Source organism: Pseudomonas sp. 5P_5.1_Bac1 (assembly GCF_025466015.1).
Lineage (GTDB): Bacteria > Pseudomonadota > Gammaproteobacteria > Pseudomonadales > Pseudomonadaceae > Aquipseudomonas.
The window spans coordinates 267,299-288,135 of sequence record NZ_JANLNX010000091.1; the positions used below are offsets into that span (position 1 = coordinate 267,299).

Annotated in this window: 14 protein-coding genes; 5 read left to right on the forward strand and 9 right to left on the reverse strand. The window is 64.3% G+C overall.

Annotated features, from left to right (window positions below):
* Window positions 1-11 precede the first annotated feature (11 nt).
* The 3 genes from NTD82_RS19630 to NTD82_RS19640 are packed head-to-tail and all read left to right on the forward strand — an operon-like array spanning window position 12 to window position 2,988.
* Window positions 12-2,132, forward strand: a complete 2,121-nt coding sequence (locus NTD82_RS19630; RefSeq protein ID WP_262129871.1) for a putative bifunctional diguanylate cyclase/phosphodiesterase — start codon at window positions 12-14, stop codon at window positions 2,130-2,132.
* A 41-nt stretch (window positions 2,133-2,173) separates the two neighbouring features.
* Window positions 2,174-2,674: a YgjP-like metallopeptidase domain-containing protein gene (locus NTD82_RS19635; protein WP_262129872.1), complete on the forward strand. Its 501-nt coding sequence runs from the start codon at window positions 2,174-2,176 to the stop codon at window positions 2,672-2,674.
* A gap of 17 nt (window positions 2,675-2,691) precedes the next feature.
* Window positions 2,692-2,988, forward strand: coding sequence for a winged helix-turn-helix domain-containing protein (locus NTD82_RS19640; RefSeq protein WP_262129873.1), 297 nt, complete (start codon window positions 2,692-2,694; stop codon window positions 2,986-2,988).
* Window positions 2,989-3,024: 36 nt separating this feature from the next.
* On the opposite strand, the gene NTD82_RS19645 is transcribed toward NTD82_RS19640, so the two are convergent.
* Window positions 3,025-3,477, reverse strand: a complete 453-nt coding sequence (locus NTD82_RS19645; RefSeq protein ID WP_262129874.1) for a GNAT family N-acetyltransferase — start codon at window positions 3,475-3,477, stop codon at window positions 3,025-3,027.
* A 235-nt stretch (window positions 3,478-3,712) separates the two neighbouring features.
* On the opposite strand from NTD82_RS19645, the gene NTD82_RS19650 reads away from it, so the two are divergent.
* The gene (locus NTD82_RS19650; RefSeq protein WP_095155893.1) at window positions 3,713-4,462 is read left to right on the forward strand and encodes a substrate-binding periplasmic protein; all 750 of its coding nucleotides are present in this window, start codon (window positions 3,713-3,715) and stop codon (window positions 4,460-4,462) included.
* Here the strand turns inward: NTD82_RS19650 and yccS are convergent.
* The 7 genes from yccS to NTD82_RS19685 all read right to left on the reverse strand — a co-directional run bounded on the left by yccS (window position 4,443) and on the right by NTD82_RS19685 (window position 15,549).
* On the reverse strand, window positions 4,443-6,623 hold the full coding sequence (gene yccS / locus NTD82_RS19655) for a YccS family putative transporter (protein WP_262129875.1): 2,181 nt from the start codon (window positions 6,621-6,623) through the stop codon (window positions 4,443-4,445). The two genes, NTD82_RS19650 and yccS, sit on opposite strands and share 20 nt — an antisense overlap.
* Window positions 6,624-6,744: 121 nt before the next feature.
* Entirely contained in the window at window positions 6,745-7,923 is a 1,179-nt protein-coding gene (locus NTD82_RS19660; protein ID WP_262129876.1) for an NAD(P)/FAD-dependent oxidoreductase, read from the reverse strand.
* Between the two features lie 100 nt (window positions 7,924-8,023).
* A complete protein-coding gene (gene dbpA / locus NTD82_RS19665; RefSeq protein WP_256587745.1) occupies window positions 8,024-9,361 on the reverse strand; it encodes an ATP-dependent RNA helicase DbpA in 1,338 nt (445 codons plus the stop codon).
* A 105-nt stretch (window positions 9,362-9,466) separates the two neighbouring features.
* A complete protein-coding gene (gene mdtD / locus NTD82_RS19670; protein ID WP_095155896.1) occupies window positions 9,467-10,894 on the reverse strand; it encodes a multidrug transporter subunit MdtD in 1,428 nt (475 codons plus the stop codon).
* Between the two features lie 47 nt (window positions 10,895-10,941).
* Window positions 10,942-12,273: a TldD/PmbA family protein gene (locus NTD82_RS19675; protein ID WP_262129878.1), complete on the reverse strand. Its 1,332-nt coding sequence runs from the start codon at window positions 12,271-12,273 to the stop codon at window positions 10,942-10,944.
* The gene (locus NTD82_RS19680; RefSeq protein ID WP_095155898.1) at window positions 12,273-13,715 is read right to left on the reverse strand and encodes a TldD/PmbA family protein; all 1,443 of its coding nucleotides are present in this window, start codon (window positions 13,713-13,715) and stop codon (window positions 12,273-12,275) included. Before NTD82_RS19680 ends, NTD82_RS19675 begins: the two co-directional genes overlap by 1 nt.
* A gap of 31 nt (window positions 13,716-13,746) precedes the next feature.
* The gene (locus NTD82_RS19685) at window positions 13,747-15,549 is read right to left on the reverse strand and encodes an acyl-CoA dehydrogenase (RefSeq protein WP_262129880.1); all 1,803 of its coding nucleotides are present in this window, start codon (window positions 15,547-15,549) and stop codon (window positions 13,747-13,749) included.
* A 380-nt stretch (window positions 15,550-15,929) separates the two neighbouring features.
* Between NTD82_RS19685 and NTD82_RS19690 the strand changes: the two genes are divergently transcribed.
* Window positions 15,930-16,496, forward strand: coding sequence for a hypothetical protein (locus NTD82_RS19690; RefSeq protein WP_262129881.1), 567 nt, complete (start codon window positions 15,930-15,932; stop codon window positions 16,494-16,496).
* Between the two features lie 244 nt (window positions 16,497-16,740).
* On the opposite strand, the gene putA is transcribed toward NTD82_RS19690, so the two are convergent.
* On the reverse strand, window positions 16,741-20,694 hold the full coding sequence (gene putA, locus NTD82_RS19695) for a trifunctional transcriptional regulator/proline dehydrogenase/L-glutamate gamma-semialdehyde dehydrogenase (RefSeq protein WP_262129882.1): 3,954 nt from the start codon (window positions 20,692-20,694) through the stop codon (window positions 16,741-16,743).
* Window positions 20,695-20,837 lie beyond the last annotated feature (143 nt).

Consider the following 20,837-nt stretch of genomic DNA (forward strand, 5'->3'; position numbering starts at 1 on the left):
AGAGAAGCAGCATGGAATGCGCTCAAATTCCGACACACGAGGGTGGCTCGGTTTTACTGGTCGTTGATGACTATCCGGAAAACCTGATCAGCATGCGTGCCTTGCTGGCCCGTCAGGACTGGCAAGTCTTGACGGCCAGTTCGGGTATCGAAGCCCTGAGTACATTGCTTGAACATGAAGTCGACCTGGTTCTGCTGGATGTGCAGATGCCGGGCATGGACGGTTTTGAAGTGGCCCGGCTGATGCGCGGCAGCCAGCGAACTCGGCTGACACCGATCATTTTCCTGACCGCCAACGAACAAACCCAGGCCGCGGTGCTCAAGGGCTACGCCAGCGGTGCCGTGGATTACCTGTTCAAACCCTTCGATCCGCAAATCCTCAAACCCAAGGTGCAGGCCCTGCTCGACCAGCAGCGCAACCGTCGCGCCTTGCAACGGCTGACCCGCGACCTGGAAGCGGCCCGCGCCTTCAATGCTTCGGTGCTGGAGAACGCTGCCGAAGGCATCCTGGTGGTGGCCGAAGACGGCACCATTCGTTTCGCCAATCCGGCCATTTCACGATTGCTGCTCGCGTCGGTCGACCAGTTGCAGGGCGCCGACCTGCTGGACTTCGTGCTGTCGCCAACCGCGGCGCAATGGCGCGAGTCGGCCTTTTATCAGGCGTATCTGGAGCGGGACATCTTTCGTTTGCACGATGCTGTGCTACGCACCCGCAATGGCCAGGCGCTGCCGGTGGCGTTGTCCTGTGCCGCCTTGCCCGGCGAGCAGCGCGCGATGGTGGTGACGGTGCTGGACATGTCGGTGGTGCGCAGCCTGCACCAGCAACTGGAGCATCAGGCGGTCACCGATCCGCTCACCGGCTTGCTCAACCGCCGCGGTTTCTATCAGGCCGCGGAAAGTGCGCTGGTGCGCAGCGAACATTCGGACAAGCACCATGCCTTGATGTACCTGGACCTCGACGGCTTCAAGCGGGTCAACGATTCCCTCGGGCACGAAATCGGCGACCAGGTGTTGCACTGGGTCGCTGAGCAACTGAAGGATTGCCTGGGTGGCCACGGCATCCTGGCGCGGATGGGCGGCGATGAGTTCACGGCCTTGCTCGACGACCTCGACTACCCCGAACAGGCGGCGCGTTTAGCCGAGAAGTGCATCGAGCGCATGTCGATCCGCCAGCAGATCGACGGCCTGGAAGTGGTGCTCGGGGTCAGTATCGGTATTGCTATCTACCCCGACTGCGGTGCCAACCTCGACGGGTTGTTGCGCGCTGCCGATACGGCGATGTACGCGGCCAAGCAGGCCGGGCGCCAGCAGTATCGTTATTACGACGAGGACCTCAACGGCCGCGCCCGTTCGCGGCTGATGCTCGAAGACAGCGTTCGCGCGGCGGTGGATAACCAGGATTTCACCCTGGTGTTCCAGCCGCAGGTGGCGTTCTCCGACGGTCGCCTGCGCGGCTTCGAGGCGCTGTTGCGCTGGCGGCATCCGAGCGTCGGCGATGTGCCGCCGGGGCTGTTCCTGCCGTTGCTGGAAGAAGCGCGGTTGATCAACCGCCTGGCCAGTTGGATCTACTGCCAGGGCGCCGAGCAGCGGCGGGCCTGGTGCGGGCATTTTGCCGACGACCTGACCCTCGGCATCAGCCTCAGCCGGGTGCAGTTCGGCATGCCCAACCTGATCGAAGAGCTGTCGCAGGTGATCGCCGATGCCGGCCTGGCACCGAGCCAACTGGAAGTGGAAATCGCCGAAACATCGCTGACCGACAACCTGGACACGGCGTTGCGCCAGTTGCGCAAGTTGCGCGAGTTGGGCGTGCGCGTGGCGCTGGACGACTTTGGCGCCGGCGACTGCTCGCTGCGCCTGTTGCGCGATCTGCCGATCGATACCCTCAAGCTCGACCGCCACCTGGTGGCGCGCCTGCCCGATTCCGCCGCCGACGCGGCGCTGGTGCGTTGCGTCATCGAACTCTGCGAGCAGTACTGCATCAGCGTGATCGCCGAAGGCGTGGAGACCCCGGCGCAGGCGCAATGGTTGCGCGAGCACGGCTGCGAGTACGTTCAGGGCTTCCTTGTGGCGCGGCCGATTACCGCGGCGGAAGCCGGTCGCTTCCCGGCCTTTTTTGACTGGCAAGGGCAGTAGTTGGGTACACTGCGGCCTTTCCCCTTTCACCCGCAGCAGCCATGAACACCCTCAAGTACCTGCAAGCCTACCCGCCCGCCCTGCAAGATCAGGTGCGTCAGTTGATTGCCCGTGGCCAGTTGGGCGACTACCTGCAAAGGCGCTATCCGGCCCGGCATGACGTGCAGAGTGACAAGGCGCTGTACAGCTACGCGCAGAACCTCAAGCAGGAACACCTGCGCAACGCGCCAAACCTCGACAAAGTGCTGTTCGACAACCGCCTCGACCTGACCCACCGTGCGCTCGGCCTGCACACGGCGGTTTCGCGGGTGCAGGGTGGCAAGCTCAAGGCGAAGAAAGAGATCCGCATCGCTTCGCTGTTCAAGGAGGCGGCGCCGGAGTTCCTGCGCATGATCGTGGTGCACGAACTGGCGCACTTCAAGGAGGCCGAGCACAACAAGGCTTTCTACAAACTCTGTGAATACATGCAGCCGGGCTACCATCAACTGGAGTTCGACCTGCGCGTTTACCTGACCTGGCGCGAGTTGCCGGGCGATCAGTGAGTCAAAGGACCCTTTGCATGGACGTAAGCAAGACCAAGAGCAGTTTCTACCGTCGCCTGTACGTTGCCTGGCTGATCGACAGCCAGACCGCCAGCAGCGTCCCGGCGCTGATGGCCGCCACCGGCATGCCCCGCCGCACCGCGCAGGACACCATCGCTGCGCTGGCTGATCTGGATATCGTTTGTGAGTTCGAGCAGGAAGCGGGGGCGCGCAACCATGCCGGGCATTACCGGATTCATGATTGGGGTGCGATCGACAAAGGGTGGATCATTCAGAATCTGCGGGGGATTCGGGACGTGTTGGGGTATCCCTGACCTATCGCCCCCAATCCCCGTAGAGAACCAAAAATTTCAGGCCCGCCGCATCCCGATATGCGGAATGCCGTCCTCCAGGTATTCCTCGCCCGCCACCTCGAAGCCATGCTTGCGGTAATAGTCCTGCAGATGCGCCTGGGCCGAGAGGTATACCGGCACGTCCGGCCAGTTCTCTTCGGCATGCTTGAGGCCCTGCACCATCAGTTCGTGGCCCAGCCCCTGGCCGCGGCCCACCTCGGCGATGAGCACCCGGCCGATCACCACGTCGCCACCCTGGGATGTCGGATCGAGCAAGCGCAGATAAGCCACCAGCTGATTGTCCTGCCAGGCCATCAAGTGGCAGGTGTCGCCGCTCAGGTCCTGGCCATCGAGGTCCTGGTAGGCGCATTTCTGCTCGACCACGAACACTTCGTTGCGCAACTGCATCACGGCGTAGAGCTGTTCTTTGCCAAGGTCGGCGTGATGTTTGCAAATCCACTCGATGGGCATGACGGTTCTCTCTGGTTGGATGCGCCGATGATAACCAGCCTCGACGGCGCTGACATTTTTTGTCGTAAGCCAAAGTGTCCGCAAAACCGGCAGGAATAGAGGCACATAGCTATCATTTGCTGCTGCCACCCGGACGGTCGTTTGTGTAATCTGGCCGTCGCAACCTGGATTTGTTGGCACTGAAACGCTCAAGCGGTCAAACCACAACGCGGAAGCTCCGCTATAGGATTTGAGCATGCGACCCTTGCTCCGAGTCTTGTGTTTGCTTGGAATGTTGTCAGTTACCCCGGCGCATGCCGAAAAACTCCGTCTGGTTGCCGATGCCTGGCCACCTTTCACCGATGCCAGCATGGCGCAGGGCGGTCTAGCCACCGCTTTGGTCAAGACGGCGCTCGAACGCGCGGGTTTTGCCAGTGACTTCGAGCAGGTGCCCTGGGCGCGGGCGTTGATGGGCATTGGCGATGGTCGCTACGACGTGCTGGTCAATGCCTGGTACAACGAATCCCGCACCCGCATCGGGCAATTCTCCGACGGCTACCTGAACAACCGGATCCGCCTGCTCAAGCGCAAGGCCGACGCCATCCAGTTCGAACGCCTGTCCGACATTTATCCCCATTCGATCGCGGTGGTCCGCGATTACGCCTATTCCGCCGAGTTCGATGCCGACCGGCGCTTGCAGAAAGTCCCGGTGCGCAGCTTTCCGGTGGCGATCGGCATGCTCGCCGCAGGCAGGGTCAGCCTGGCCGTGGAGGACGAGTACGTCGCCAACTGGTTTCTAATGCGCGCGCGCGACACGGTGCGCGATCAGTTGGAGTTTTTCGGCGAGCCGGTCAGCGAGAACAGCCTGCACATCCTGGTCAGCCTGAAAAACCCTCAGCACCAGCAGATCGTCAGCGGCTTCGACCGGGCGATCAGCGCGATGAAAGCCGACGGCAGTTACGCACGGATCCTCAAGGAGCACGCCTTCACTCAGGCGTCCCCTTGATCAGGTGCGCGGCGAGGGTGCGCAGCGGGCCGAGGTGACGGGCGATCAGCGCCAGTTGGGTCTGCACGGTCCGCAGGTTCTCGTCCATTTCCTCGGGCATCTGCTCCAGCTCGGTGGCCAGGGCTTCCTCGCTGTCGCTGTGGATTGCCACCGGGGTCTTGCTGGTCAGGCCGCTGGCGATTTCGTCGAGGCTCTCGGCCAGTTTCGCTCCGGCGCTATCGAGCAACTGTTCGCGGGCTTCGGCGGGCAGCGTGCTGTCGCGGTGCGCGCCGAGGGCCGAGAGGTAGCTCAGCAAGGTGTGGGACAGCACCAGGAAGCGGAAGCCGACGTCCGCTTCCTTACGGAAATGCCCGGGCTCCATGAGCATGTTGGCCAGGGTGGTAGACAGTGCCGCGTCGGCGTTGTGGGCGTTGCGTCGGGCCAGGCGGTAGGCGAGGTCGTCGCGCTTGCCTTCGGCGTACTGGCGCATGATCTGGCGCAGGTAAGTGCTGTTACAGGTCAGGGTGTTGGCCAGCACTTTGTTCAACCGTCGTCCCTGCCAGTCCGGCAGGAACAGGAACACCGCGAGAATGGCAATCAGGCTGCCCACCAGGGTATCGAACAGGCGTGGCAGGAACAGGCCATAACCGTCGCCGATCTGGTTGAAGCAGAACAGCACCATCAGGGTGATCGCCGCCGTGGCGAGGGTGTAGCGGGTGGTGCGGTTGACGAAGAACACCACCCCGGCGGCCACCGCGAACAGCGATTGGATGACGGCGTTGGGGAACAGGTCGAACAGTGCCCAGCCGACCGTCAGGCCGATGGCGGTGCCGATGATCCGCTGCACCAGTTTGCGCCGTGTGGCGCCATAGTTGGGCTGGCAGACGAACAGCGTGGTGAGGATGATCCAGTAACCCTGGGTCGGGTGGATCAGGTGCACCATGCCGTAGCCGATCGACAGCGCCAGCGGCAGGCGCAGTGCGTGGCGGAAGATCAGCGAGGTTGGCGTCAGTTGCTGGCGCAGGCGGTTCCACACGTCCGCCAGGTTGCGCGGCGAGCGGTCGAGCAGGCTCGGGTCGCTGTTGTCGGCCAGGCTGTCCGGGTTGCTGGCGTCGCTGAGCAGGCGGTCGAGGGTTGCCAGGTTCGCCGCCAGCGCCCGCAACGAACGCAGCAGGCCGCGCCAGGCCGGGTTGCTCTGGATGCGCAGGTGTTCCAGCGAGGCGTGCAGGTCTTCAAGCGCCTCGGCGAAACCGATGTCGTAGACGAACGGCTGGCGCAACTGGATCGACGCCGACAGCCGCTCGCAGGCCTTGCCTTGCTGGCGCAGCAGGCGCTGGCAGCGGAACAGCACGTCACTGTGGAAGAACGCCTCGGTCAGCGCGTTGTACGGGTAGTGCGAGGAACTGGCGCGTTCGTGGATGTCCTGGGCGAGAAAATACAGCTTCAGGTAGCGGCTGACCTTCGAACTGGGCCGGCCATTGCCGACGCGGTGTAGGATGATTTCCTTGGCGCTGTTCAGCGCCGCCACCACCTTGCCGTTCTGTTGCGCCAGTTCCAGGCGCCGGGCTTCGACGTCGAGGCCGCGGATTGGCTCGAACAGGGTGGCCTTGAGCTTGAGGTAGATGCCCAATTCGCGGAACAGCCGCGCCAGGCTCTGTTGCACCGGTTGGTTGGAGAACAGCGCTTGCCAGAGCACCGAGAGCAGTCCGTACCAGCCCGCGCCGGCCACCAGCAGCAGCGGCTCATGCCAGAAATCGGCGACCTCGCCACCGCGCTGGTCGACGCCGATCATCGTGTAGACCGAGAGAATCAGCGTGGCCTGGGCGATCGCCCCGTAGCGTTCGCCGAGGGCGCCGAGCATGGTCAGGCCGAACGCCGCCAAGGCCATGGCGCAGACGAATAGCCACGGATAGGGGAACAGCAATTCCACCGCCAGCGCGGCGATGGTGAAGCACACCAGGGTGACGGCCAGGGCGTTGAGACGGCCCTGCCAACTGTCGTCGGTCTCGGCCAGGGCGCTGGCGATGATGCCGAGGAACAGCGGGATCAGCAGGTTCATCTGATCCTGATACCAGCACAGCGCCATGCTGCCGGTGAGGGCGATCAATACCCGGATGCTGTAGCTGAATTTGTCCAGGGCCCACAGACGACGCAACGAATGGCTGAACGAAGACGATGACATGATGAACGGCGGGCCTGCTGGGCGAGATCGGAAGTGAGCGGGTCACCGCGACGCAAAGCCGTCGCGGTGGTCACGTACCAGCAAAATGTGTTCCGTGATGGGGCTGATTCTAGCCGGAACTTCAGACGAACTGCGCGGCGGCGTAAGCGCAGGCCCAAGCCCACTGGAAATTGAAGCCGCCAAGGTGGCCGCTGACGTCCAGTACTTCGCCAATGAAGTACAGCCCCGGGCTCTTCAACGACTCCATGGTCTTGGACGACACCTCGCGGGTATCGACGCCGCCGAGGGTCACTTCGGCGGTGCGGTAGCCCTCGGTCCCGGCCGGCACCAACTGCCAGTTCCCGAGTTTTTCCGCGACCTGCGCCAGCTCGGCCGGGGTGTACTGCTTCATCGGTTTGGAGGCGAACCAGTGGTCGGCCAGCAGGTTGGCCATCTTCTTGGTGAAGATCTCACCGAGCAGGGTTTTCAGCTCGCTGTTGGGCCGCTCGGCCTGTTGCTGTTGCAGCCAGGACAGGGCGTCGTGGTCCGGCAGCAGGTTGATTTCGACGGTGTCGCCGGCTTCCCAGAACGAGGAAATCTGCAGGATCGCCGGGCCACTGAGGCCGCGGTGAGTGAACAGCAGGTTTTCCCTGAAGCTTGTGCCGTTGCAACTGGCGATGCAGTCCACCGACGTGCCGGACAGCTCGGTGCACAGCGCCTTGAGCTGGTCGGTGATGGTGAACGGCACCAGCCCGGCGCGGGTTGGCAGCACGTTGTGACCGAACTGGCGGGCCACCTGATAGCCGAAACCGGTGGCGCCGAGGGTCGGGATCGACAGGCCGCCGGTGGCGATCACCAGCGACTGGCACTGGAACGGGCCGGCGCTGGTTTGCAGCAGGTAGCCGGCTTCCAGTTTCTCGATGTGTTCGATGCGGGTGTCCATGCGCAGGGTGGCGCCGGCGTTGTCGCACTCGTCGAGGAGCATCTGCAGGATGTCGCTGGACTTGTTGTCGCAGAAAAGCTGGCCGAGTTTTTTCTCGTGATAGGGCACGCCGTGCTTGGCGACCATCTCGATGAAGTCCCACTGGGTGTAGCGGGCCAGGGCCGACTTGCAGAAGTGCGGGTTCTGCGAGAGGAAGTTGGCCGGCTCGGTGTACATATTGGTGAAGTTGCAGCGGCCGCCGCCGGACATGAGGATCTTCTTGCCCGGTTTGTTGGCGTGGTCCAGCAGCACGACCCGGCGGCCGCGCAAGGCGGCGGTGCGGGCGCACATCAGGCCGGCGGCGCCGGCGCCGATGATGATGACATCGGTGGAGTGCATGGGTGTTCTCTGGAAATCGCGAGCAAGCTCGCTCCTACAGGGATCGTGCAAGCCACGCCGTGGTAGGCGCGAGCTTGCTCGCGATCAGGTCCTGGGTGGTTTAGATGATCCGGACCTTGAGCGACCGACCCTTGATCTTGCCGCTGTTCAGCCGCTGCAGCGCCTGCTTGGCCACGCCGCGCTCCACCGCCACATAGGCCTGGAAGTCGAAGATGGCGATCTTGCCGACCTGCTTGCCCGGAACCCCGGCATCGCCGGTCAGTGCACCGAGGATGTCGCCCGGACGCAGTTTGTCCTTGCGCCCGGCGGAGATGCACAGGGTGCTCATCACCGGCACCAGCGGTTCGCCGGCCTTGGCCTTGAGGCTGTCGAGCTGTTCCCAGCGCAGCGGGGCTTTTTGCAGCACTTCGATGGCCTTGGCGCGATGGCCTTCGGCAGGCGCGACCAGGCTGACCGCCAGGCCCTTCTCGCCAGCACGGCCGGTACGGCCGACGCGGTGCACGTGGATCTCGGCATCACGGGCCAGTTCGACGTTGATCACCATGTCCAGCGCATCGATGTCCAGGCCGCGGGCCGCCACATCAGTGGCTACCAGCACCGAGAGGCTGCGGTTGGCGAACACGGTCAGGACCTGATCGCGGTCGCGCTGTTCCAGGTCGCCGTGCAGGGCTTCGGCGGAGATGCCTTTGGATTGCAGGTGATCGACCACTTCCTGGCACTGCTGCTTGGTGAAGCAGAACGCCACGCACGATTCCGGCCGGAAGTGCCCCAGCACACGGGTGACCGCGTTCATGCGGTCTTCGGGATCGACTTCATAGAAATGCTGCTCGATCTGGCTGTCGGCGTGCAGCGTGTCGACCTTGACCTGCTGCGGGTTGCGCATGAAGGCGGCGGACAGTTGCTTGATGCCACTCGGGTAGGTGGCGGAGAACAGCAGGGTCTGCCGGCGCTCGGGGGTCTGCCCGATGATCTGGGCGATGGCGTCGTAGAAGCCCATGTCGAGCATGCGGTCGGCTTCGTCCAGCACCAGGGTGTTGAGCCCGTCCAGCACCAGGGTGCCTTTGCTCAGGTGCTGCTGCACCCGGCCCGGCGTGCCGACGATGATGTGCGCGCCATGTTCCAGCGAAGCAATCTGCGGGCCGAGGGAGACGCCACCGCACAGGGTGAGGATCTTGATGTTGTCTTCGGAGCGGGCCAGGCGGCGCAGCTCCTTGGCAACCTGGTCGGCCAGCTCGCGGGTCGGGCACAGCACCAGCGCCTGACAGCCGAAATAGCGCGGGTTGATCGGGTTCAGCAGGCCGATGCCGAAGGCGGCGGTCTTGCCACTGCCGGTCTTGGCCTGGGCAATCAGGTCCATGCCTTTGAGGATGACCGGCAGGCTCTGGGCCTGGATCGGAGTCATCTCGGCATAGCCGAGGGCGTCCAGGTTGGCCAGCATGGCGTTGGACAGCGGCAAGGTGGCGAAGGCGGTGGCAATGGTGGTCACGAGGCGGGCCTGCAAAACAAAATGTCGCGCAGTGTACCAGCCTCGTGGCCATTCGCCCTAAGGCTCGATCCCGGCTTCCTGACGAGGCGCACGCCGTCCATCCGTCTTCGCCAGTTGCAGGAAGATCGCCGCGGCGAGCATCGCCATCAGGCCGATGGTGACGAAGGTGAGCTGGAATGCGCCCAGCGTGGTTTCCACGCCTTCGGCGCTGCCGGCGGCGGTGAAGCCGCCGAGCAGGGCGCCGGCGCAGGCCACACCCAGGCTCAGCGACAGTTGCGCGACCACCGACAGCAGGCTGTTGCCGCTGCTGGCGCTGGCGTCGTCGAGGTCGATCAGGGTCACGGTGTTCATCGCGGTGAACTGCATGGAGTTGATCGCCCCGAGCACGCCGAGCTGCACCAGCAGCAGGGCATGGGGCGTCTGTTCGTTCACCAGGCCCAGGCTCGCCAGCATCAGCCCGAGCAACAGGGTGTTGGCGGTGAGAATGGTGCGGTAGCCGAAGCGCTCGATCAGTGGCCGGGCGATGGACTTGGCCAGCATCGCTGCCGCCGCCAGCGGGATCATGCTCATCCCCGCTTCGGCCGGCGAGTAGCCCAGCGCCACTTGCAGCAGCAGCGGCACGAGGAACGGCAGCGCGCCGCTGCCCAGGCGGGCGAACAGGTTGCCGAGAATGCCCACCGAGAACGTCCGGGTGCGGAACAGGCTGGGCGAGAACAGCGGATTGTCAACGCTGCCGGCGCGCAGCCAGTAGGCGGCGAGGCAGGCCATGCCGGCGAACAGCAGCAACATCACCCGCAGGTGCGGCAGGTGCAGCTCGCCCAGGCCTTCCATGGCGATGGTGATCAGCACCATTGCCGCGCCGAACAGGATGAAACCGACGCCGTCGAAGCGGGTGCGTTCCGAGCCGCGCAGGTCCGGGATGTACTTCCACACCGCGTAGCAGCCGATCACACCCACCGGCAGGTTGAGCAGGAAGATCCAGTGCCAGCTGAAAATCTCCACCAGCCAGCCGCCCACGGTCGGGCCGAGCAACGGGCCGAGCATGCCGGGGATGGTGATGAAACTCATGATCCGCACCAGTTCCGAACGCGGGTAGGCGCGCAACACCACCAGCCGCCCGACCGGCAGCATCAAGGCGCCGCCGAGGCCCTGGATGACCCGGGCGCCCACCAGCATGCCGAGGCTGCTGGAAAGGGCGCAGAGCAGCGAGCCGATGCTGAACAGCAGGATCGCGCCGAAGAAAATGTGCTTGGTGCCGAAGCGGTCGGCGAGCCAGCCGGAGGCGGGAATCAGCAGGGCCACGGTGAGCATGTAGGCGATGATCACCGACTGCATGCGCAGCGGGTTTTCCGCCAGGTCACGGGCCATTGCCGGCAGGGCGGTGTTGAGGATGGTGCCGTCGAGTGACTGCATGAAGAAAGCGATCGCCACCACCCAGGGAATCCAGCGGGCGGTGACGGGGTCGAGCGGGGTGCGTTCGGGCATGGGTAATCCTTAGCCGGCCTTGGGGGCCGCTAAAGCGGCCCCAACAATCACAACGTCAACGTCAGCCGTTTGACCAGCGCCCCCGGCAGATGATTCGACCCGGTCTGCCGCTGGCCATAGGTGCTGGTGGACAGCATCAGCTCACGCTCCTGGGTCAGGGCTTCCAGTTGCGTACCCAGCAAACTGTAGACGCTGTCGTCAAAGCGCATGGTGCTGACCGGCGCGTGGATCTGCCCGTCTTCGACCCAGAAACAGGCGAAGCGGGTCAGGCCGGTCATTCGCGCCGCCGGCAGGTCGGAGTAGTTCAAGTACCACAGGTTGCTGATGTACAGCCCGGTGCCCAGTTGCGCGAGCACATCGGCCTCGGCCAGCTCGCCGCCGGCCATGCTCAGGGCGCTCGGGGATTCCCACGGCTCGGCACCATTGGCCTGGCGCTGGAACTCGGCGGCGCTGCGCGCGTTGGTCAGTTGTTCAAGGGCCCGGCCCTGGTCGATCAGGCGCAGGTCGCTGCGCGGGTAGCCTTCCTCGGAAAACGCCGGGCTGAGCGAGCCGCTGACCTGTTCCGCCAGGTTCACCAGTGGGCTGAGGCTGGCCTCGCCGCTGTACAGCCGTTGCAGCGGGCTGTGCTTGTTGGCGATCGACTGTGCGGAAAAACCGCCCCAGCCGAGCATGCCGACGATTTCTTCGAGGGCGGCGGGGGCGAGGTAGGCGCGGTACTGGCCGGGCGCCAGGGTTTTCAACGGGCGGCCGAGGTAGTCGAGTTGCTCGCGGGCCTGGGCCAGGCGCCGGGCGAACAGTTCGTCGTCCCACACTTGCCCGGCGTAGTTGGCTTTGACCGCCTGGCCGTTGGCGTGGAACAGGCTCCAGTCGAAGTTGAAACTGTTGGCCTGGTGCCAGCCGAACGCGCCGGACGAACTGGCGAAACCGCGACAGATCGGCCCGGCGGCATAGATGCCGACGAGGTCGAGGTCACCGGCACCGGCTTCAATCTGCTTCAGCACGCTGGCGCTGTCGGGCAGCGGCTGTTCCTGTTGGTCGTGACTTTCCCAGGCGCTGTCGTTGAGCAGCAGGTACGGGTCGGGCGGGATCAGCGGCAGTGTCTGGCGTAACTGGGCCAGGGCCTCGCCGAGGCGTTGGCGGTCGATGTCGGCGTCGCCGCTGAGGGTCAGGTTCAGTTCGGCCTGGCGGCCGTCGGCGATCAATTTCAGGCTGGCGCTGGACTGGTGCACGTCACCGGCCTGACGCACCCGCGCGTGGTTGAAGCGGATGAACTGCGAATGCTCGCCGGCATAGCTCAGGGTGAACTGCTCCGGCGCATTGACGTTGTCGTGTAGCCAAGCGACCAGCGCCTGGAAATTCTGCAGGAAGCTGGCGGCCATCAGGCGTCTCCTCCGAATACATCGATCTGGCTGAACACGCAGGCCGGCGAGGCGTGACCGACGCGCACCACCTGGTTCGGCTCGCCTTTGCCGCAGTTCGGCGTGCCTAGAACCTGGAAGGTGCTGGCGTCGCCGACGGCACTCAGGTTGCGCCAGAAGCCCGAGGAAATACCGCGGTAATTGGGGTTCTTCACCACGCCCTTCAGCTCGCCGTTTTCGATCAGTTGGCCCCACTCGCAGCCGAACTGGAACTTGTTGCGTGCGTCGTCGATGGACCAGGAGCGGTTGGTGCGCATCAGGATGCCGCGCTCGATGCCGCCGATCAGTTGCGCCAGGGATTGGTCCCCCGGCTCGATATTGAGGTTGGCCATGCGGTCGATGGGCGCGCGGTTCCAGCCGCAGGCGCGGCTGTTGGCGACGCCTTCGAGGCCCGAGCGGAACTGCGACAGCGCACCGCCGAGCGGGCGCAGCAGCAGGCCATCGCGGATCAGGAATTGCTTGAGCGCCGGGGTGCCGTCGTCGTCATGACCGTAGCTGGCCAGTTCTTCGCGGATGTCCGGGTCGAAGGTCACGTTGAGCAGTTTCGAGCCGTATTGCAGGTGGCCGAAGTCGCTGGCTTTGACGAAGCTGGTGCCGGCGTAGTTGCGCTCATCGCCGAGGATGCGGTCCATCTCCAGCGGGTGGCCGATGGATTCGTGGATCTGCAGCATCATCTGGTCGGGCATCAGCAGCAGGTCGCGCACGCCGCTGGGGGTGTTGGGCGCCAGCAGCAGTTGCAGCGCCTCGTCGGCGACCCGAGCGCCGGCGCCCACCAGGCCGCAACGCTGGATCACGTCCAGGCCGCCTTGCTGGCCGAAGTTCTCGCGGCCGAGGGTGCGGGTCTGGCTGTCGCCGTCGCCGAACGCGGTGACGCTGAGGCCGGGAAAGATGAAGCGCTGGGCCTGGCGCAGCTCGGCGCCGGCACTGTTGAGGTAAATCTGCTCGACGGTGGTCAGGCCGAGGCTGACCTGCCAGTTGGCGAGTCGCTCATCCGCCGGCACCGCCGCCGATTCCTGGTTGAGCAGGTCATAGCAATCGCCGAGCGATGGGAAGGCCTGGTCAAGGTTGGGCGAGCAATAGTCGGCGCGGGCGGTGGCGATGGATTGATCGCGCAGGTCCAGCAGCGCGTGGGCGGCGGTCTGCCGGGCCAAGGCTTCGGCCCGGTCGAGGGCCTGTTGCAGGCCGGCCTGGGACAGGTCGGCGGTGGCGGCGTAGGCTTCGACGCCGCTGACGCGGACGGTGAGCATGGCGCCTTCATCGCGGCCCAGGCTTGGCGGCTCGGCGATGTTTTTGCGCACTGACAGGTGTTGTTGGGACTGCTGCACGTAGCGCAGGGAGAAAAACTCGCCGCCGCAGCGCAGGCTTGCGAAGCGCTGGCGCAGCGGCGCGGTGAAATCGAACATGCGCGGAACTCCGGGTGCCGGTGGTTCCCCCTCAGAACCACTCGTCTTGCATGCTCAGGCAGGTGTCATCGCGGGCCTCGAGCAATGCGAGGTCATTATGGCAGGGCGGTACTTCCCAGGTGAGGAAAAACCTCGCCGCCTGCAATTTGCCTTGATAGAAGTCGCGGTCCGCCGGGTTGCCCACGGCCAGCCCCTGTTCGGCGCGAATGGCCTGTTCCAGCCAGCGCCAGCCGACCACGCAGTGACCGAACGCCTTGAGGTACAGCGCCGAGTTGGCCAGGGCGCTGTTGACCTTGCCGCTCGCCAGGTCGCCGAGCAGGCCGAGGGTGACGCCCTGCAGGCGGGTCAGCAGTTGTTCCAGCGGTTGGCGCAGATTGTCCAGGCCTGGGTGTTGATGAGCGCGTTCACAGGTTCCGGCAATCAGCCGCACCAGTTGCTTGAGCCCGGCGCCGCCGTTCTGCGCCAGCTTGCGCCCGAGCAGGTCGAGGGACTGGATGCCATGGGTGCCTTCGTGAATCGGGTTCAGGCGGTTGTCGCGGTAGTACTGCTCCACCGGGTATTCGCGGGTGTAGCCGTGGCCGCCGAGAATCTGGATCGCCAGCTCGTTGGCCTTGAGGCAGAACTCCGATGGCCAGGATTTGACGATGGGCGTGAGCAGGTCCAGCAGTTCCTGTGCCTGCTGGCGCGCTTCGGGGCTGTCGGCGGTGTGGCTGTCGTCGAACAGCCGCGCGGCGTACAGGCCCAGGTCGAAGGCACCCTCCACGTAGGCTTTCTGCGCCAGCAACATGCGCTTCACATCGCTGTGGGCAATGATCGGCACGGCGGCGGTGGACGGATCCTTGTTGTCCGGCAGTCGGCCTTGCGGACGCTGGCGGGCATAGTCGAGGGAGTACAGGTAGCCGGCGTAGCCCAGCATCACCGCGCCCATGCCGACGCCGATCCGCGCCTCGTTCATCATCTGGAACATGCACGCCAGGCCCTGATGCGGCTTGCCCACCAGATAACCGACACAGTTGCCGTTATCGCCGAAGTTCAATGCGGTGGACGTGGTGCCGCGCCAGCCCATCTTGTGGAACAGCCCGGCGAGGGTCACATCGTTGCGCCCCCCGAGGCTGCCATCCGGATTGACCAGGAACTTGGGAACGATAAACAGCGAAATGCCCTTCACCCCGGCGGGCGCGTCCGGCAGCTTGGCCAGGACCATATGCACGATGTTTTCCGACAGCGGGTGATCGCCGCCGGAGATAAAGATCTTGTTGCCGCGCAGCCGGTAGCTGCCATCGCCGGCGGGCTCCGCGCGGGTGCGGATATCGGCCAGGGACGAGCCAGCGTGCGGCTCGGTCAGCGCCATGGTGCCGAAGAAGCGACCGTCGATCATCGGCTGCAGGAACAGGCGCTTTTGCTCCTCGGTGCCGAAACTCTCGATCAGGTTCGCCGCACCCATGGTCAGGAACGGGTATGCCGTGGTCCCGGCGTTGGCCGCCTGAAAGTGGGCGAAACAGGCTTGCGAGAGCAGGGTCGGCAGTTGCATGCCGCCCGCTTCGAAATCGCGATTGGCGTTAAGGAAGCCGGCCTCGAGGAAGGCATCCACCGCCGGTTTCACCTCGGGAATCAGCACCGCCTCGCCGTTCTCGTAGCGCGGCTCGTTCTCGTCGCCCTTGCGGTTGTGCGGCGCGAAATACTTCTCAGCGATGCTGCGCGCAGTGGAAAGCGCCGCATCGAACGTCTCGCGACTGTGCTCGGCGAAGCGCTCGCGGCGGGTCAGGGATTCGGCATCGAGCACTTCATAGAGTTCGAAGGCGAGGTTGCGGGCGCTGAGCAGGGTTTCGGTCATGGCGGCCATTCCTTGTTCGGGGATGGGGCGAGTCTAGGCAGGTGGGGGGAGGGTGCACAGGGAAATAGGTGTGGGTGATGGTGGAGTAGAAGAGAGGCTACAGACGCTTGGGCTGAAAGCTTCTTTGGGTAGGAAATGTCTGCATCCGAAGAGGGGCCCGGACTGCATACTTTTTGGGGGCCTCAGTATCTGAGGCGCTGAACATTATTTTCTCGGCGTCTTTGGCTTTCCTCGTTGCACACCTGTAGGGCCCGTTCAGCTTTGTAGTCCCGCTCCTATCCGTTGTCGGAATCATCGCGCTTCTAGTCGAGAGCGAGCCGGCATCCTGGAATCGTGCATACGCGGTTTCATGGGCCGTCTCCAGTACGGCGGTCCTGCGCATGTCCACAAGCAACTTTTCCCCTTCTCAACCGGCACAGCCTGCGTTTTTCGTGGTTGCGGTGCCAAAGTTGATCGTCATGACGCTTTTCACGCTCGGGCTTTATTGGTTGTTCTGGTCGTTGCGCAACTGGGACCTTTACCGAAATTCCAGTGATCGCAGGGTCATGTTTCTGCCCCGTGTTTTGCTTCCGGAGTTGTTCCTTTATTCACTGTTGCACCGGGTAGATCGACGGATTCGTGCGTCGGGGCGTAGCTATCGGTGGTCACCATGGTGGCTGACTTTTGGAGTGCTGCTAATGGGCATATCCAGTCTTTGCCTGTGGATGGCGATACTGCCACTCCCTGAACTTGCGTCTGCTGTGTTGGTGACAGTGGTGCTGTTTCATGTGTTTCAGTGCAGGGTTCAGCGGGCAATCAACTTTTGCGAGGGCGATCCGGAAGGGGCGGGAAATGCGCAACTAACGGTGATCAACTGGCTTTGGATATTGATCGTTAGTTCAGGGTGGCTGGTACTGGGTGGGTTGCCTGGTGAGGACGGCGGACTTTTCGAGGAAGAAGCCGCGTAGTCACGTTCTCGAGTGCGATCTTCGAGGGGAGTCAAACTCGCGCTCCACTAGGGCCGGCAACGGTTGGATGATGCTCGGTGTTACTCTTTGGATGTTTATTTTCATGGCGTTTGCAATGAGTTTATCGATCGCTTACGGGTAGCGGCACTGGCTCCAGTTGATCGTCCAAAACAAAACAGGGCGGGTTTCGCGTCACTCTCGATAGAGTCCGCAAAACCCGCCCCGCTTCGTTTCCTTCGGGCTATCAGCCGATAGTCATCAAGCTGGCGTTACCACCCGCCGCAGCGGTGTTCACGCTCAGCGCGCGCTCGATCACCAGGCGCTCCAGGGCGACGGCGGTTTCACCCGACGACAGGCCGTGAACCCCGACGATCGCACCGGCACGCTTGGCCACCTGCTCGCAGACGCCGCGCAGTTGGTCCGAGTCGCCGTGATGCAGGACGGCGTCGAACGCCACTTCATCCTTGTTCCAGTCCGCTACCAGCTTGATGCGGGCCTGGACTTCCTTCGGCAGGCGGGCGCGCAGGGACTTGCCCGGCTCGCCATCGACCACTACCGCCGAGCTGCCCACGGCCAATACCGCGGCCAACTGGATCAGCAGGTCGGCTTCGCTGTCGGCCAGGCATAGCACATGCTCGCGCGGCAGGATGGTGTAGCTGTTGCGTTCGCCGGTCGGGCCGGCCAGCAGGCGCGTGATACCACTCTGGGACTGACGGGCGAACTGTTCGCAGAGTTGCACCACATCGTTTTGCTGGCTGCTCGCGGCCCAGGCCTTGAAGGCCTCCAGCGGCTTGAGCAGGCTTTCGCGCAGACGGCTGTCCGGCGGGGTGCCGGCATCGCCGCGTTGGAACGACTGTTCGATGGCATCGGCCGGGCGGGTCGACAGCAGGCGGTACAGGTACAGCGGGCCACCGGCTTTCGGGCCGGTGCCGGACAGGCCTTCGCCGCCGAACGGCTGAACGCCGACCACGGCACCGACGATGTTGCGGTTGACGTAGACGTTACCGGCGTTGACGTTGTCGATCACCTTGGCGATGGTCTCGTCGATGCGGGTGTGCACGCCGAGGGTCAGGCCGTAGCCGGAGGCGTTGATCTGTTCGATCAACTGGTCGAGGTTCTTGCGGTTGTAGCGCACCACGTGGAGGACCGGACCGAAGATCTCGCGTTGCAGCTCGTCGAGGCTGTCCAGCTCGATCAGGGTCGGCATGACGAAGGTGCCACGCTTGGTTTCCGTGCCATCGGCGATGGCCACCTGGTACACCGAGCGACCTTTGTCGCGCAGGGCCTGGATGTGCTTCTCGATGCCGGCCTTGGCTTCGGCGTCGATCACCGGGCCAATGTCCACGGACAGGCGCTCCGGGTTGCCCAGGCGGCTTTCGGCCATGGCACCCTTGAGCATTTCGATGACGCGGTCGGCGGAATCTTCCTGCAGGCACAGTACGCGCAGGGCCGAGCAACGCTGGCCGGCGCTGTCGAAGGCCGAGGACACCACGTCGATCACGACCTGCTCGGTCAGTGCCGAGGAGTCGACGATCATGGCGTTCTGGCCGCCGGTTTCGGCGATCAGCGGGATCGGACGGCCCTGGTTATCCAGGCGGCCGGCGACATTGCGTTGCAACAGGCGGGCAACTTCGGTGGAGCCGGTGAACATCACGCCTTTGACGCGCTCGTCACCGACCAGGCGGGCACCGACGGTTTCACCGCGGCCCGGCAGCAGTTGCACCACGCCTTCCGGAATACCGGCTTCGAGCAGCAGGCGCACGGCCTGGGCCGCGATCAGCGGGGTTTGCTCGGCCGGCTTGGCCAGTACCGGGTTGCCGGCGGCGAGGGCGGCAGCCACTTGGCCGCTGAAGATTGCCAGCGGGAAGTTCCACGGGCTGATGCAGACCACCGGGCCCAGCGGGCGGTGGGCGTCGTTGCTGAAATCGTTGCGTGCCTGCACCGCGTAGTAGCGCAGGAAATCCACGGCTTCGCGCACTTCGGCGATGGCGTTGGCGTAGGTCTTGCCCGCTTCGCGGACCAGCAGGCCCATCAGCGGCTGGATCTCGGCTTCCATCAGGTCGGCGGCGCGCTCGAGGATCGCAGCACGCTCGGCCGGCGGGGTCGCCTGCCAGATCGGCCCGGCATTGAGGGCGCACTGGATGGCATTGTCGACGTCGCCGACAGTGGCTTCCTGAACATGCCCGACCACGTCACGGTGGTCGGCCGGGTTGAGGACTGCGACGGCAGCTTCTTCACTGGCGGCGCAGCCGAGCATCGGCGCGGCTTTCCAGGCGTTGTGGGCACTGGCCAGCAGGGCGCAGGACAGCGAGGCCAGACGGTGTTCGTTGGCCATGTCGATGCCGCTGGAGTTGGCCCGCTCGCTGCCGTACAAATCGCGCGGCAGTGGAATGCGCGGGTGCGGCAGGCCGACGCTGCCTTCCTGGGTGGCGCTGCGTTCGATGGTGGCGACCGGGTCGGCGACCAGTTCCTGGATCGAGATCGACTGGTCGGCGATACGGTTGACGAACGAGGTGTTGGCACCGTTTTCCAGCAGGCGGCGAACCAGATAAGCCAGCAGGGTTTCGTGGGTGCCGACCGGTGCGTACACGCGGCACGGACGGTTCAGCTTGCCATCGGCGACTTTGCCTACGACTTGTTCATACAGCGGTTCGCCCATGCCGTGCAGGCACTGGAATTCGTACTGGCCCGGGTAATAGTTCTGGCCGGCGATATGGTAGATGGCCGACAGGGTATGGGCGTTGTGGGTAGCGAACTGCGGGTAGATGACTTCCGGCACCGACAGCAGCTTGCGTGCACAGGCAATGTAGGAAACGTCGGTGTACACCTTGCGGGTGTAGACCGGATAGCCTTCCAGGCCGTCGACCTGGGCGCGCTTGATCTCGCTGTCCCAGTAGGCGCCCTTCACCAGGCGGATCATCAGGCGATGGCGGCTGCGGCGGGCCAGGTCGATGACGTAGTCGATCACGTATGGGCAGCGCTTCTGGTACGCCTGGATGACGAAACCGATGCCGTTCCAGCCACTCAGTTGCGGCTCGAAGCACAGGCGTTCGAGCAGGTCCAGCGACAGCTCCAGGCGGTCGGCTTCCTCGGCGTCGATGTTCAGGCCGATATCGTATTGCTTGGCCAGCAGGGTCAGCGACAGCAGGCGCGGGTACAGCTCATCCATCACGCGCTCGTATTGGGCGCGGCTGTAGCGTGGGTGCAGGGCGGACAGCTTGATGGAGATGCCCGGGCCTTCATAGATGCCGCGGCCGTGGGAGGCTTTGCCGATGGAGTGGATGGCCTGCTCGTAGGACGCCAGGTACTTCTGCGCGTCGTGTTCGGTCAGTGCGGCTTCGCCGAGCATGTCGTAGGAATAGCGGAAGCCCTTGGCTTCGAACTTGCTGGCGTTGGCCAGGGCTTCGGCGATGGTTTCGCCGGTGACGAACTGCTCGCCCATCAGGCGCATGGCCATGTCGACGCCCTTGCGGATCATCGGTTCGCCGCTCTTGCCGATGATGCGGCTGAGGGACGAGGTGAGGCCGGATTCGTTGTGGGTCGAGACCAGCTTGCCGGTCAGCAACAGGCCCCAGGTGGCGGCGTTGACGAACAGCGACGGGCTGTTGCCCAGGTGCGGCTGCCAGTTGCCGGTGCTGATCTTGTCGCGGATCAGCGCGTCGCGGGTACCTTTGTCGGGGATGCGCAACAGGGCTTCGGCCAGGCACATCAGTGCCACGCCTTCCTGCGACGACAGGGAAAATTCCTGCAGCAGGCCCTGAACGATACCGGCACGGCCGCCGGCGCTCTTCTGGTTACGCAGTTTTTCCGCGATGCCAGCGGCCAGCTTGTTGGTGGCTTCGGCCATCGGCACCGGCAGGCGGGCCTGCTCCAGCAGCATCGGTACCACTTCCTGCTCGGGGCGGCGGTAGGCGGAGGTGATCGAGGCGCGCAGAACGGACTGCGGCAGGATGCTTTCGGCGAATTCGAGGAAGCACTGATGGACATGATCGGGCTGCACGTCGCCCGCGTCGTCGGCAAGCGTGCCCGGCTGACCGTTGAGCTCGGTCAGAGTGGCGCCACCCTCCAGCTTCTCCAGGTAATTGAAGATCGCTTGCTTGATCAACCAATGCGGCGTGCGGTCGATGGACTGCGCAGCTGCTTTGAGTCGCTCACGGGTCGGGTCGTCGAGTTTGACCCCAAGGGTGGTCGTCGCCATTTCTTATCCTCGTTATTGCCACTGGGCCGTGGCTAAGCTGGCGCCAAGATTATCCGTGCCGCTTTCCGGGTGCAACCTAGTGCAACCCAAAAACTTCATGAAAGAAGTGCAACTCGTCTGGCGGGTAAAACCACACGACAAAA

Excerpts from the sequence above, each read along its gene's own strand:
- yccS (WP_262129875.1), bottom strand. The coding sequence starts at position 6,623 with ATGTCATCGTCTTCGTTCAGCCATTCGTTGCGTCGTCTGTGGGCCCTG.
- NTD82_RS19660 (WP_262129876.1), bottom strand. The coding sequence starts at position 7,923 with ATGCACTCCACCGATGTCATCATCATCGGCGCCGGCGCCGCCGGCCTG.
- NTD82_RS19675 (WP_262129878.1), bottom strand. The coding sequence starts at position 12,273 with ATGGCCGCCAGCTTCCTGCAGAATTTCCAGGCGCTGGTCGCTTGGCTA.
- NTD82_RS19635 (WP_262129872.1), top strand. The coding sequence starts at position 2,174 with ATGAACACCCTCAAGTACCTGCAAGCCTACCCGCCCGCCCTGCAAGAT.
- putA (WP_262129882.1), bottom strand. The coding sequence starts at position 20,694 with ATGGCGACGACCACCCTTGGGGTCAAACTCGACGACCCGACCCGTGAG.
- NTD82_RS19650 (WP_095155893.1), top strand. The coding sequence starts at position 3,713 with ATGCGACCCTTGCTCCGAGTCTTGTGTTTGCTTGGAATGTTGTCAGTT.
- NTD82_RS19685 (WP_262129880.1), bottom strand. The coding sequence starts at position 15,549 with ATGACCGAAACCCTGCTCAGCGCCCGCAACCTCGCCTTCGAACTCTAT.
- dbpA (WP_256587745.1), bottom strand. The coding sequence starts at position 9,361 with ATGCTGGCCAACCTGGACGCCCTCGGCTATGCCGAGATGACTCCGATC.
- NTD82_RS19680 (WP_095155898.1), bottom strand. The coding sequence starts at position 13,715 with ATGTTCGATTTCACCGCGCCGCTGCGCCAGCGCTTCGCAAGCCTGCGC.
- NTD82_RS19645 (WP_262129874.1), bottom strand. The coding sequence starts at position 3,477 with ATGCCCATCGAGTGGATTTGCAAACATCACGCCGACCTTGGCAAAGAA.
- mdtD (WP_095155896.1), bottom strand. The coding sequence starts at position 10,894 with ATGCCCGAACGCACCCCGCTCGACCCCGTCACCGCCCGCTGGATTCCC.
- NTD82_RS19690 (WP_262129881.1), top strand. The coding sequence starts at position 15,930 with ATGTCCACAAGCAACTTTTCCCCTTCTCAACCGGCACAGCCTGCGTTT.
- NTD82_RS19640 (WP_262129873.1), top strand. The coding sequence starts at position 2,692 with ATGGACGTAAGCAAGACCAAGAGCAGTTTCTACCGTCGCCTGTACGTT.
- NTD82_RS19630 (WP_262129871.1), top strand. The coding sequence starts at position 12 with ATGGAATGCGCTCAAATTCCGACACACGAGGGTGGCTCGGTTTTACTG.